Annotated in this window: 11 protein-coding genes; 6 read left to right on the top strand and 5 right to left on the bottom strand. The window is 62.2% G+C overall.

All coding sequences use genetic code 11. From position 1 onward, the window contains the following. Positions 1–102: 102 nt before the first annotated feature. A complete protein-coding gene (locus tag ASD01_RS31920) occupies positions 103–2,628 on the top strand; it encodes a methyl-accepting chemotaxis protein (RefSeq protein WP_034800805.1) in 2,526 nt (841 codons plus the stop codon). A 90-nt stretch (positions 2,629–2,718) separates the two neighbouring features. Here ASD01_RS31920 and ASD01_RS31915 read toward each other — a convergent pair whose 3' ends face one another. Beyond that, on the bottom strand, positions 2,719–2,922 hold the full coding sequence (locus tag ASD01_RS31915) for a hypothetical protein (protein WP_034800807.1): 204 nt from the start codon (positions 2,920–2,922) through the stop codon (positions 2,719–2,721). Positions 2,923–3,011: 89 nt separating this feature from the next. Between ASD01_RS31915 and ASD01_RS31910 the strand changes: the two genes are divergently transcribed. Further along, on the top strand, positions 3,012–3,893 hold the full coding sequence (locus tag ASD01_RS31910) for a LysR family transcriptional regulator (RefSeq protein ID WP_034800810.1): 882 nt from the start codon (positions 3,012–3,014) through the stop codon (positions 3,891–3,893). Positions 3,894–3,957: 64 nt separating this feature from the next. Here ASD01_RS31910 and ASD01_RS31905 read toward each other — a convergent pair whose 3' ends face one another. The 3 genes from ASD01_RS31905 to aceA form a co-directional block, all read right to left on the bottom strand. Then, positions 3,958–5,067, bottom strand: a complete 1,110-nt coding sequence (locus ASD01_RS31905) for a helix-turn-helix transcriptional regulator (protein WP_034800812.1) — start codon at positions 5,065–5,067, stop codon at positions 3,958–3,960. Positions 5,068–5,336: 269 nt separating this feature from the next. After that, positions 5,337–5,576 carry an SMc00767 family acetate metabolism repressor gene (locus ASD01_RS31900; RefSeq protein WP_034800815.1) on the bottom strand — a complete coding sequence of 80 codons (240 nt, stop codon included), beginning with the start codon at positions 5,574–5,576 and terminating at the stop codon, positions 5,337–5,339. A gap of 120 nt (positions 5,577–5,696) precedes the next feature. After that, positions 5,697–6,986 (bottom strand): isocitrate lyase, encoded by a 1,290-nt coding sequence (gene aceA, locus ASD01_RS31895; protein WP_034800818.1) that lies wholly within the window; start codon positions 6,984–6,986, stop codon positions 5,697–5,699. A gap of 228 nt (positions 6,987–7,214) precedes the next feature. Between aceA and ASD01_RS31890 the strand changes: the two genes are divergently transcribed. Next, complete coding sequence (locus tag ASD01_RS31890; protein WP_034800820.1) at positions 7,215–8,624, top strand: helix-turn-helix domain-containing protein; 1,410 nt, start codon at positions 7,215–7,217, stop codon at positions 8,622–8,624. On the opposite strand, the gene ASD01_RS31885 is transcribed toward ASD01_RS31890, so the two are convergent. Further along, on the bottom strand, positions 8,618–9,586 hold the full coding sequence (locus tag ASD01_RS31885) for a fatty acid desaturase family protein (RefSeq protein ID WP_051659564.1): 969 nt from the start codon (positions 9,584–9,586) through the stop codon (positions 8,618–8,620). The two genes, ASD01_RS31890 and ASD01_RS31885, sit on opposite strands and share 7 nt — an antisense overlap. Before the next feature lie 335 nt (positions 9,587–9,921). Between ASD01_RS31885 and ASD01_RS31880 the strand changes: the two genes are divergently transcribed. The 3 genes from ASD01_RS31880 (at position 9,922) to ASD01_RS31870 (ending at position 13,179) form a co-directional block, all read left to right on the top strand. Further along, complete coding sequence (locus ASD01_RS31880) at positions 9,922–11,016, top strand: polyamine ABC transporter substrate-binding protein (protein ID WP_034800823.1); 1,095 nt, start codon at positions 9,922–9,924, stop codon at positions 11,014–11,016. A gap of 104 nt (positions 11,017–11,120) precedes the next feature. Further along, positions 11,121–12,263, top strand: coding sequence for an ABC transporter ATP-binding protein (locus ASD01_RS31875; protein WP_034801375.1), 1,143 nt, complete (start codon positions 11,121–11,123; stop codon positions 12,261–12,263). A 4-nt stretch (positions 12,264–12,267) separates the two neighbouring features. Next, the gene (locus ASD01_RS31870) at positions 12,268–13,179 is read left to right on the top strand and encodes an ABC transporter permease subunit (protein ID WP_034800826.1); all 912 of its coding nucleotides are present in this window, start codon (positions 12,268–12,270) and stop codon (positions 13,177–13,179) included. Positions 13,180–13,182 lie beyond the last annotated feature (3 nt).

The following is a 13,182-nucleotide window of genomic DNA, read 5'->3' as shown; positions in this document are numbered from 1 at the left end:
GTGGCTCTCGATCGTTCGCACATTCACGCCTTGTCGTTGAGTGCGAAGACGTAGTGAGCCGTCGGGGGAGGCGAATGCGAGCTGCGAGCCAAGGTGTTTTCCATGTTCATCGATAGAATTCTTGCCCGCTTCAAGATCCAGACGAAGGTGCTGTTTTTCATCCTGCCCTTCGTCGTCAGCATCTGTGCCGTCGGTATCACCGGCCTCTATGCATCCGGCCTGCTTCAGGGACGCATGGAGATTTCCAACAGCGTGTTGCAGACCTTGAGCGGCTTCAAGGATGTCTATGCGGGCATGAACGCCTTCCTGCATTCGACCACCGAAGAAACACGTGATGCCGTGCAATCGACGATCTCGGCGCAGAAGGACGTGCTCGCCGATACCGCTGCACAGGTTGCCGGCCAGAACGGCCAGGACGAATTGAAGGCGGCGATCGCGGCGACCAGCGACATCGAAGCGCGCATCGGCGGCCTTTGGACGCTGCACGTTGGCGAGCAGGACCTGCGCACGGCAATGAGCTCGAACCTCGACGCCTTGCTGATCGAGCGCGCCAAGATCAATGAAGAGTCGAACCGCCTGCAATACGCCGTTCGCAAGAGCGAGAACGCCGCCAAGACCATGCTGCGCGAAGCCGAAAAGCTGATGCGCGCAAGCCGCTTCTTCAACGAGTTCGGCACCGAAGTGAGCAAGGCGATCACCGTCGAGGAGAAGCTGAAGGCGGTCAAGGAACGCTTCCCGATGATCGGCCGCACCGAGCGTGACATCTTCCGCCTGCTGCCGAAGGACGAAAAGTCGCTCACCGAGACCATCACCTCGGCTTCGAGCGAGATCGGCTCGATCCTGAAGGCGCCCGCCGGACCGGAAACGCTTGCCGGCATTTCCAAATATGTCGACCGCTTCCGCACTGCGAGCTTCCGCCTGGAAGCGGCTTCCGTCGGCAAGATGCGCGACGCCACGCGGATTTTCGCCGAACTCGACGAACAGATCGTCACGACGGAATCGGTTCTGACCGCTACCCGTAGGCTGTCGTCGTCGATCACCGATATCCAGATTTCCGCCGCCACCTTCATGGGGCAGACGAACGAGGGCAATCGCCAGAAGCTGCTCGACAAGTCGCTTGCCGTTCAGCAGAACATGGCGACGCTTCGCGGTGTCGCAAGCGACGGCGCATCCTTCGACAAGATCGCCGACACGTTGATGCCGATCCTGACCGCGATGAAGAAGGATGCCGCAGCGCTCGTCGAAATCACGGTCAAGCGCACCGCAGACTTCGACGCCGCCGGACAATCGATCAACCAGATCTGGACCGATCTCACCGAATTTGCCGAACAGCAGAAGGTTGCCGCCGGGACCGAGCGCAACGAGGCGAACCAGATCTCGGTTGCCGCCACCGTTGCCGGCGTCGTCATCGCGCTTCTGGCCGGCATCGCGCTGACGCTGACGCTGAAGAAGCCGATCGGTCAGATCACCGCGGCGATGCGTCGTCTCGCCGATGGCCGCCTCGACACGACGATCGATGGCGATGGTCGTCGCGACGAAATCGGCGACATGGCCCGTGCGCTCGGCGTGTTCAAGGAGAACGCGCTCTCCAAGGTCCGCATCGAAGCGGAAAGCGAGGAGCAGCGCAGCCGCGCCGAAATCGAGCGTAGCCGCAACGACCAGGAAAAACGCGAGCTCGATCGCCAGATCGATCTTGCCGTCAGCGAGCTTGCCGCTGGTCTCGGCCGCCTGGCCCAGGGCGACCTGTCGCGCCAGATCGACGTGCCGTTCCATGGTCGCCTCGAACAGCTTCGCCAGGACTTCAACGGTTCGCTGATCCGCCTGCAGGACACGCTCGCCCAGATCCGCGCCAATGCGCAGGCGATCCAGGAGAGCGGCTCCAGCATGCACCATGCGGCAGATTCGCTGTCGAAGCGCACGGAGGCCCAGGCCGCCTCCCTCGAAGAGACGGCGGCCGCCGTCGACCAGATCACCGTCACCGTCCGTTCCTCGGCCGAGCGTGCCGGCGAAGCCAACCATGCGGTGATCCAGACGAAACGCAGCGCCGATAGCTCGGCGACCGTCGTCACCAACGCGATCGCCGCCATGGGACGCATCGAGGAGGCCTCGCGCCAGATCGAGCAAATCATCGAAGTGATCGACGACATCGCCTTCCAGACCAACCTCCTGGCGCTGAACGCCGGCATCGAGGCGGCACGGGCGGGTGAAGCCGGAAAGGGCTTTGCCGTCGTCGCCCAGGAAGTGCGTGAACTGGCCCAGCGCTCGGCAGAAGCTGCGCGCGAGATCAAGGGCTTGATCAACAAGTCGACCAACGAGGTCAATGCCGGCTCGCACCTGGTCAAGGAAACCGGCGAAGTGCTGGCTTCGATCAGCGCCCAGATCGTCACGGTCAGCCAGCACGTCGAGATGATCGCGACTGCCAGCCGCGACCAGGCCGTGGCGCTCAACGAGGTCAACGGCTCAGTCAACCAGATGGACCAGATGACGCAGCAGAACGCCTCGATGGTGGAAGAGGCGACGGCGACGAGCCGCGCGCTCTCAAACCAGGCCGACACGCTGATGATGCTGGTCGAGCAGTTCCGGCTGGAGCCGGCGGCGGAAGACTACGACAACTACCGGGCGGCCTGAGGCGTGCGGTAGACGGTTTCGCTGGCGGCAGGCAACGCCGCCAGCCGAAAGCACGGCAACCGGTGCCGTGCGATATAACAAGGGCAGGGGCTAACATTGCACCGCGTGGCCGCAGGGCTTCGCGGTGCTTTTTTTATCGGCGTAGAGGCTGCTCTTGCGTCGCTTGGTGACCGCGGCCGCGAGTGTTGTGAAGGTTCGACGTAGAAGGGCGGGCGGTTTCGGATCGAAATCCTCGTCCCAGCGGCGCGTTTTCAGGGCCATGTCGGCGATGTAGACCATTGCCATCATTTCCATCGCGATGCTCCTTAGTTGATGGGCATCACTTCTTTTATGCAGCAAAACTAGTTTTACATACATCGGGTATCGCTCTATGTTTTTCACCGATGAAAGACATGGATTGGGATATCTATCGCTGTTTCATGAGCGTGGCGCGCGCTGGTGGGCTCACCGGAGCGGCGCAGGCGCTCGGCTCCAGCCCGGCGACCGTTGGCCGGCGGATGCTGGAACTCGAGGAGCGCACGGGCCGCGCGCTGTTTCTGCGCAGCCAGACCGGCTACCAGCTTACCGGCGATGGTGAACTGCTGTTCGAGCAGCTTCAGGAAATGGAATCGGCGGCGCGCCGGGTCGAGAGCTGGCGGCAGGAAGGCGAGGGCGTAACGGTCCGCATCACCGTCGGTACCTGGATCGCCTGGCTGCTGGCGGAGAACTTTCCGGCGCTCTGCACCGAAAGGGACGGCTTCAGCCTCGCGATCACGGTCGGCGAAACACGCGCCAGCCTCGCCTATCGCGAGACCGATATCGGCATCCGCGCCTTCGAGCCCGAGGAGGCCTATCTGGCGGCAAGTCCGGTCGGCGACGTCGCCTATGCCGCCTATCGTCAAAAGAACGCGCCGTCGGGCGCGAGCGCGCGATGGGTGGCCGTCGGCGAGGAGGAGGCGATCTCCGCCTATCTGCGCTGGCCGCACGAGCAGATGAAGGGGGGCTGGGAGGGGCGGATCGTCGCCACGGTCACGCGGCCGCGCTCGCTGCTCGATCTCGCCCGCGCCGGCGCCGGCTGTGCGGTGCTTCCTTGTTTCGTCGGCGATCTCGATCCGATGCTGGAGCGCGCCGGCGAGGAGATCCCGGCGCTCCGGCACCGGCAATGGATCGTCATGAACAATGAGGATCGCCACCGCAAGGAAATACGAACGGTCGTCGACCGCATGACCAGGCTGTTGCGTAGTCACGTGGACATCTTTGCCGGAAAGCGACCGCGCCGCAGCTGAGGCGGAGCAAGGACTGAACCCTGCTGCTGGGAACGCTACCGCCGTGGTCTTTTTTGTATATGGGTCAGCGCATCAGCAGCTTGACGAGTGCCGCCTGCGAGTTGACCCGGGTCTTGGCGTAGATGCTTTTGAGCTGCGTCCGGATCGTCTCATAGCTGACGCCGTTGGCCTGCGACATTTCCTTCAGCGTCAGGCCGGCGGCGATACCGCAGGCGATGCGGATTTCGGCGGGGGTCAGACCATAATTGTCCTTCAGATGGTCGTGCCTGAGATCGCCGAGCAGCGACGTCGCGGGCTCGACCAGAACCGCCACAGTCGGTCCGTCGAGAAGTTCGGTAAAGATGCTGGCACTTCGCCGCACCAAGGTAATGCGGAAGGCGCCGTGCTCCGCGGTCCTGACGACACGCAGTTGCGGCTGTGCCGGTGCGCCGACCGGCGAGGCCAGAAGCTCGAGCGCCGCATTGGTTTCCGGTTCGTCCATGAACAGGCGGCCGTTGACCGCGACCCGGAACGGTGAGCCGTTCGCCGCCATTCGCTCGGCGTTGTGGTTCATCGAGCGGATGCGCAGATTGCCGCCCACATAAATCACGCCGACGCCGATCGTATCGAGCAGGGTCCGGCCCTCATGCTGCTCGGCCATCATCAGGTCGCGCCGCCGCAGGAAGTCGAAGGCGCGCTTCAGGTGGGGCGCAAGAAGCGTGTACTGGTCCGCCGCCTGCTGGTTGAGTTCCTCGTCGGTCGACGAGGTGCAGGTCGACACGAGCAGGGTCCGCGTCGGGCTGCGCACGATGGTCACGCCGACGGTGGTCTCGCTGCCGGTCTGGCGCTTCAGCCAGTCATTGTAGAATTCCGATTTCATCAGCTCCGAGCGCGAGACGATATGCTCGCCGGAGAGACCGCGGCCCACCGGCACGAGAACCGATTTCGGTATCCAGGGATTGATCGCCGCGAAGTGATCGTTGAACTGGTCGATGGCATCAGAGGTAAAGCCGGAGACATAGGGCACGCACGACGCTGGCGCTGTGAGGTCATGATAGTGGAGCGCAGAGCATCCATCGGGCATGGTCGTCGTCAGCCGGTCGAGAAAATCCTGCCAGCCGCAATCGCCAAAGGCGGCGCCGTAGATCAGCTCCGTCAGTTCGGCGGTATCTGCAGGTTTCGTCGAACGATACATGCGTGCCTTTGTCTAAGACAGGTATGCCTAATATAGTCAGGCATCACGGGTTCGATCAACCTGAAATAGCGGAGACAAGCATTCGTTGCGTGCGTTGCCATCCTGACAACGCAGAATAGCCGGCAAAGAGCCGGCTATTCCAATTTCTCCCACTTTCAACCGGTTTCGGTGAAATCAACTTTTGGTTGCTCTCACGTTCGCGGCCACAGCTGTGTGGCGGAGCGCTAGCGGCGACAGCAGGATCGTCGCGAACAGCGTTGTGGCGAGCATCATGGCCGGCCCTGGGTGACGATAACCGGGATCAGCAGGTCGCCCCAGTTGCCTTCGCCGCCGTGGTGGCGGGCGGAGCGCACGAGCTCGACCGAAACGCCGGCATCGACGGCCTTCATGACGGACTGGTTGAGGCGGTGCAGGTCGTTGGCGACCATGCGGATTGCCGCCTGCTGGTCCGGGGTCATCGCCGAAGACTGTTCCTCGGCCCGTTCCTTGACGCGTGTCTGGACTGTCATTGGACTTCTCCTTGAGGTTCGAGGCTGGAGGTGCTTGCGGTTTTCCGCCCGCATCCATTTCACTTACGAGGGGTCGGCAGGAGCGCAGCGGGCAGGGATTGCCACGCTCCCGCCGGGCTTTCACTCTGCGGCCGGGCGGAATTGATCGTGCTCGGTCGATTCCTTCATGGCTGTTGTCGAGGACTGGCCGCCGGTGATCGCCATCGAGACGGCGTCGAAGTAGCCGGTGCCGACTTCGCGTTGGTGCTTGGTCGCGGTGTAGCCGTTGACCTCGGCGGCGAATTCCGCCTCCTGCAGCTCCGAATAGGCGGCCATCTGCCGTGCCTTGTAGCCGCGCGCCAGTTCGAACATGCCGAAGTTCAGCTGGTGGAAGCCGGCAAGCGTGATGAACTGGAACTTGTAGCCCATCGCGCCCAGCTCTCGCTGGAACTTGGCGATCGTCGCGTCGTCGAGGTTCTTTTTCCAGTTGAACGACGGCGAGCAATTGTAGGCGAGCAGCTTGCCCGGATGCGCCTTGTGCACGCCCTCGGCGAACTTGCGGGCCTGTTCCAGGTCCGGCTTGGAGGTCTCACACCAGATCAGGTCGCAATGCGGCGCATAGGCGATGGCGCGGGCAATGCAGGGCTCAAGCCCGTTCTTCACCTGGTAGAAGCCTTCGACCGTGCGGCCGGCATCGTAGTCGACGAAGGGGCGATCGCGCTCGTCGATGTCGGAGGTGAGCAACTTTGCCGCTTCCGCATCGGTGCGGGCGATGACCAGCGTCGGCGTGCCCATGACGTCGGCGGCAAGCCGTGCCGCGTTCAGGTTGCGGATATGGGCTGCCGTCGGGATCAGCACCTTGCCGCCGAGATGGCCGCACTTCTTCTCCGAAGCAAGCTGATCCTCGTAGTGGACGCCGGCAGCGCCCGCCTCGATGAAGGCCTTCATGATCTCGAAGGCGTTGAGCGGACCGCCGAAACCGGCTTCGGCGTCAGCGACGATCGGTGCGAACCAGGTGTCGACCGAAAGGCCCTTGCCTTCTGAGGTCTCGATCTGGTCGGCGCGCTGCAGCGTGCGATTGATGCGCTTGGCAAGCTCAGGCGCGGCATTGGCCGGATAGAGCGACTGGTCCGGATACATGGCCGAAGCGGTGTTGGCATCGGCTGCGACCTGCCAGCCGGAGAGGTAGATCGCCTTCAGGCCGGCGCGCACCATCTGCATTGCCTGGTTGCCCGAAAGTGCGCCGAGTGCGTTGACGAAGTCGTCTTCGTGAATGAGTTTCCACAAGCGGTTCGCGCCCATTTCGGCCAGCGAATAGCGGATCTCGACCGACCCGCGCAGCCGCTTCACGGTCTCTGCGGTATAGGGGCGATCGACGCCATCGAAGCGGCCTTGCGGTGCGCTGGGAACGAGCTTGTAAAAATCAGTCATTACTTCCTCCTGTCAAAATCAAACACCCATTCGACTTTTGTCGTATGGCGACTTGTGTTTCGAGTTCATGTGACAGTTTTTACATTGCGCTGCAGTATTCGGCTATTGGAAACGGTCGTTTGCAGAGATCAAAAGGGTTATGTTGTCTTGCCTTTGACAGGGCGGCGAAGTAAATTTGTAAAAAATGTAAAACGCCCTGCGTTGAGCGGATTGTAAAGGTAGTTACAAATGGCCGAGAACAAGATCTTTGCCGGCCCGCGGGTCAGGCGCATTCGTAACGGCCTGTCGCTGACGCAGACGGCCATGGCCGAGGCCCTCGGTATCTCGCCGTCCTATCTCAATCTGATCGAGCGCAACCAGCGGCCGCTGACGGTGCAGCTGCTTTTGAAGCTTGCCTCGGTCTACAAGGTCGACCTCGACGAGTTGCAGGGCGAAACCGGCGGCAGCCTCACGCAATTGCGCGAGGTTTTCGCCGATCCACTGCTGTCGGCCGAGCTGCCGGGAGAGCAGGAGCTGATCGAGGTGGCAGAAGCGGCCCCCAATGCTGCCGGCGGCGTCGTCAAGCTCTACCGCGCCTATCGCGAGCAGGCAGCGCGTCTCAGGGACTTGGCTGACCTCCTGGCGGGGCAGGGGCACATGGAGGCGCTTTCGGGCACACGGTTGCCGATGGACGAGGTACGCGAGACCTTCGAGGGGCGGCCGAATTATTTTGCCGGCATCGAGGCGGCGGCGGAAGCCTTCCACGAGGCGCTCTCGCCGGGTGATGATCTCATCGGCGCGCTCAAGGCCTGGCTGAAGAAGGAGCATGGCCTCGTCGTGCGCAGCCTGCCGGTCCATGCCATGCCGAACCTGCGCCGTCGCTTCGACAGGCACTCCATGCGCCTCTTCGTTTCCGAGCGGCTGTCGCCCTACGACCAGTTGCGCGAGATCGCGATGGAGGCCGTGTCGATTGCCTGCCACGAGGCGATCACGGCCGAGCTTGGGTCGTTACGGCTTTCGACCGCGGAGGCACGCCGTATTGCTCGCTTCGAGCTGGCGCGCTATGGCGCGCATGCGCTGATGATGCCCTATGCTGCGTTCCTCGCCGCCGCACAACGGGCGAAGTACGACCTCGATGTCCTGCGCGCCCGTTTCCAGGTCTCCTTCGAACAGGCGGCCAACCGGCTGACCATGCTGCAACGGCCGGGCGCCCAAGGGCTGCCATTCTTCCTGATGGAGATCGACAATGCCGGCCACCGATTGCGGAGGGCGGGCGCATCGGGCTTCCCTCAGGCAAAGTTCGGCGGTGGCTGTCCCAAGCTCAATATCCATGCCGCCTTCTCAGTGCCGGGCCAGCTACTGGTCGATCGTGTCGAGATGCCCGACGGCGCTGCATTCTTGACCATCGCACGCACGCTGGAGGGTCCGCAGGCGGCGTTCCACGAGCGCGTCCGGCGCACAGCCCTGCTTCTAGGCTGCGAAGCTTCGTTTGCCGACGAGACCGTCTACGGTTCGGTGCTGCTGCCGGCGGTCGAAATCGGTGCCGGCTGTCGGCTCTGCGAGCGCCAGGGCTGCCTGGCGCGTGCCGAGCCGCCCGTTACCCGGCCGCTCGGACTTGATGAGATGGCGACCGGGCTCAGCGTTTTCGATTTTCAGTAGCTGACGGGGTGCTGGTTGGGCAGAAGCGGCGCATTCGCGGCAAAGCATTCCGCCGGTAGCCCGGTAGTATAGCCGCGGGTGATATGGGCCGTGTCAGCATAGGCCTTGTTGCGCATCAGGATCGCGTGCAGTTCCGGTAGATTGTAGAACGGCACACCGGGATACAGATGGTGCTCCAGGTGGTAGTTGATGTTGTGGGGCGCGAAGAACAGCTTCTCCCAGGCGTGCGGATAGACGGTGCGTGAGCTCGTCAGTTCGTCGCTATAGTCCATGCTGCCGAAATGCTCGGCGACGCTGCGTATATAAAGGAACAGGCAGAAGAAGGTGAGGAACGGCACCACCCAGTAGAGCGCCACTTCCCGCCAGATGCCGAAGAGCGTGAAGATCGCGGCGGCGGCGGCGTAGAAGCCGACGCGCAGCAGCTTGTACTGCAGCGTTGAACGGTCGTTCTTGCCCATGCGTTTGGCCATATGCAGCATGTCGCGCAGCGAATTGACCGCGACGAGGTAACCGAGCAATTGCGTGACGCCGCGCGCAACCTTTTGCGGAAAGGTGAATTGCGGCATGCCGAGCTTCGCTGTCCAGTCCGGATCCTCGTCGCTATTGGCGTGCTGATGGTGGGCGAGATGGTTCTGGCGGTAGCCATCGACCGTGGCCAGCACCGGCCAGGCGAGCAGCAGGTCGCTCATCCAGTCGCTGAGTTTCCGGTTGCGGATGATGCGATAGTGCGCCGCCTCGTGGATCATGCAGCCGAGCGCATGCATGCGTCCGGCGATCAGCACCACGGCAATCAGGTAGACGAAGACATTGCCGAAATACTCGCTGACGGCGATGGCTGCTGCGATCATCGTCCAGTCGAATGCGATTGCCGCAAGGGCCTTTTGCGGCTCGAGCACCGACAGGCGCTTCAACTGCTTCGGATCGATCCTGCGGCTTTTCCCGCCGACGATCTGCTCACCCATGACGACACCTGAGATCCTGAACCGCAACTGTCGGGAAAATCGCATGGCGATCATGGTTAATCAATCGTAAATGGCGGTCCGTACAGAGGCGGCAAAGCTATGGTTAACGGTGCCGCCGCGGCCGGGTCGAAGGCGACAGGCTGGAAGCAAGGCGCCATAAGTGCCCGTTTTTCTTCGACTTGTGAAACTGATGAGCCCACAGGGCGGCGCTTCTTATCGGCACGAAAGCGCTTGAGGTTATCGAGAAAGATGCCTAACCTCCGGCCTGAACGAAGCGGATTGGACGGTGTCCCGGCGTGCCGGGCCCGATACGAAAAAACCAAGAGGGGAGTTGTATGTCCAAGCTCATCGTCACAACCCTGGCGGCAGCCGTTCTGGCCGGCTCGACCATGCTGGCCTCGGCGCAGGAGCGCGTGGTCAACGTCTACAACTGGTCGGACTATATCGACAGCAGCATTCTGGAAGATTTCACCAAGGAGACCGGTATCAAGGTCGTCTACGACGTCTTCGATTCCAACGAGATCCTGGAGACGAAGCTGCTTGCAGGTGGCTCCGGCTACGACGTGGTGGTGCCGACGGCAACCTTCCTGCAGCGGCAGATCGCCGCGGGCGTGTTCCAGAAGCTCGACAAGTCGAAGCTGCCGAACCTTTCCAATATGTGGGACGTGATCATGGAGCGTACGGCCAAGTACGATCCGGGCAACGACTATGCCATCGACTACATGTGGGGCACAACCGGCATCGGCTACAATGTCGACAAGATGAAGGCGATCCTTGGCACGGACGAGAAGCCCAACTGGGACGTCATCTTCAAGCCGGAACTGGCGGCGAAGTTCAAGGATTGCGGCATCCACATCCTCGATTCCCCGACCGACGTGATGCCTTCGGCGCTCGCCTATCTCGGCCTCAACCCGGATAGCCACGAGGCGGCCGATCTCGAAAAGGCGGCTGAGCTGCTGGCGAGCATCCGCCCCAATGTGCGCAAGTTCCATTCCTCGGAATACATCAACGCGCTCGCCAACGGCGACATCTGCCTTGCAATCGGCTTTTCCGGCGACGTCTTCCAGGCCCGCGACCGTGCGGCCGAAGCCAAGGCTGGTGTGACCGTCGACTACGCGATCCCGTCCCAGGGCGCGCAGATGTGGTTCGACATGCTTGCGATTCCGGCTGATGCACCGCACGTCGAGGAGGCGCACGCCTTCCTCAACTACATGATGAAGCCCGAGGTCGTCGCCAAGGCATCGAACTATGTCTTCTACGCCAACGGCAACAAGGCCTCGCAGCAGTTCCTCGACAAGGCCGTCATGGAAGATACCGCCATCTACCCGACGGAAGAGGTGATGCAGAAACTGTTCACGGTGACGCCCTTCGAGGCGAAAGAGCAGAGGGTATTGACCCGTCTCTGGACAAAGGTCGTAACCGGCCAGTAAGAGCGGAAAACGAATTGCCCGGACCTCAAAATCCGGGCAATTTTCTTAAGGGGGCACCGGGGAAAACGAGAGTGCCCATCGGCTGTATCATTCGGGGATAGATGATGAAGTCTCTCGGCAGTATCCGGCGGTCCTTTGCCCCTTGGGCGGATCCCGCTTCCAAGCCATTCATTTCCTTCAAGAACGTGACCAAGCGGTTCGGCGATTTCACCGCCGTCGACGACCTTTCGCTGGATATCTACACGCGCGAGTTCTTTGCGCTGCTCGGTGCGTCCGGCTGCGGAAAGTCGACGCTTCTGCGCATGCTCGCCGGCTTCGAACAGCCGACGTCGGGTGAGATCATTCTCGACGGACAGAGCCTGGCCGGCATTCCGCCCTACAGGCGTCCGGTCAACATGATGTTCCAGTCCTACGCGCTCTTCCCGCATATGAACGTGGAGAAGAACATCGCCTTCGGCCTGAAGCAGGATGGCATGCCGAAGGCGGATATTGCCGAGCGCGTCGCCCAGATGTTGAAGCTGGTGAAGCTCGAAAAGTTTTCCCAGCGCAAGCCGCACCAGCTTTCGGGCGGTCAGCGCCAGCGTGTCGCGCTTGCCCGCTCACTTGCCAAGCGGCCGAAGGTGCTGCTCCTCGACGAACCGCTCGGCGCGCTCGACAAGAAGCTGCGCGAGGAGACCCAGTTCGAACTGATGGATCTGCAGCAGGAACTCGGTCTCACCTTCGTCGTCGTCACCCACGACCAGGAAGAGGCAATGACCATGGCCGACCGCATCGCGGTGATGAGCCACGGCAAGGTCATTCAGGTGGCGACGCCTGCCGAAATCTACGAGGCGCCGAACTCCCGTTTCGTCGCGGACTTCATCGGCGACGTCAACATTTTCGAGGGCGCTGTTTCCGGCGCCGAGGGCGGCTATGTGCGCCTTGAGGGCACCAACGGTTTCCCGATCCGCATGGCATCGCCCGAGACGCCGGCTGCCGGCGGCAAGTCCGCCGTCGCCGTCCGCCCGGAAAAGATCCGCGTCAGCCGCCAGCCGCCGGCGCACGCGCCCGTCAACACCGTTCAGGGCGAGATCTGGGATATCGGTTATCTCGGCGACATGACCGTCTTCCACGTGCGCCTGAAGGACGGACGCGTGATCAAGGCCTCGTCGCTCAACGCGGTGCGCGCGGTCGAGGATCCGCTCGGCTACGACCAGGAGGTCTGGGTTTCCTTCGGCGAAGATGCCGGCGTCGTTCTGAAGGATTGAGGCCATGACCCGTGTCGCATCCGCCCTCTTCAGCCGCCTCGTCATCATCATCCCCTATGCCTGGCTGCTGTTCTTCTTCCTGATCCCCTTCTTCATCGTCTTCCGCATCTCGCTGTCGCAGACGGCGGTGGCCATGCCGCCCTATACGCCGGTCTTCGATCTGTTCGGCGGCCTGTCCGGCATCCTTGAAAAGGCGCGGGAATTCTCCTTCGACAACTACGTCTGGCTGACGGAAGACGTCCTCTACTTCAACGCCTATGTGTCGAGCGTCATCATCGCGGGCGTCTCGACCGTGCTGACGCTGCTGATCGCCTATCCGGTTGCCTACGGTATGGCGAAAGCGCCGAAGACCATTCGCCCGACGCTGCTGATGCTGGTGATCCTGCCCTTCTGGACGAGCTTCCTGATCCGCGTCTACGCCTGGATCGCGATCCTCAAACCCGAGGGGCTGCTCAACCAGTTCCTGATGAGCATCAACGTCATCGACCAACCGCTGATCATCCTCAACACCAATTGGGCGATCTATATCGGCATCGTCTATTCCTATCTGCCCTTCATGGTGCTGCCGATCTATTCGTCGCTTGAGAAGATGGATCACACCCTGACGGAGGCCGCGCTCGACCTCGGCTGCACGCCGTTTACCGCCTTCTGGCGCGTGACATTCCCGCTGTCGCTGGCGGGCGTCGTCGCCGGCTGCCTGCTGGTCTTCATCCCAGCCGTCGGCGAATTCGTTATCCCCGACCTGCTTGGCGGTTCGGAAACGCTGATGATCGGCAAGACGCTCTGGAACGAGTTCAACGCCAACCGCGACTGGCCGGTCTCTTCGGCCGTGGCGACGATCCTGCTTCTGATCCTGGTGTTGCCGATCGTCTACTTCCAGAACGCCCAGGCCAAAGCCGACAGCGAGGGGAGGTAGGAC

The sequence above is a fragment of the Ensifer sp. Root423 genome (assembly GCF_001426275.1).
Lineage (GTDB): Bacteria > Pseudomonadota > Alphaproteobacteria > Rhizobiales > Rhizobiaceae > Ensifer > Ensifer adhaerens.
This window is presented reverse-complemented; position numbering and strand designations above follow the sequence as displayed.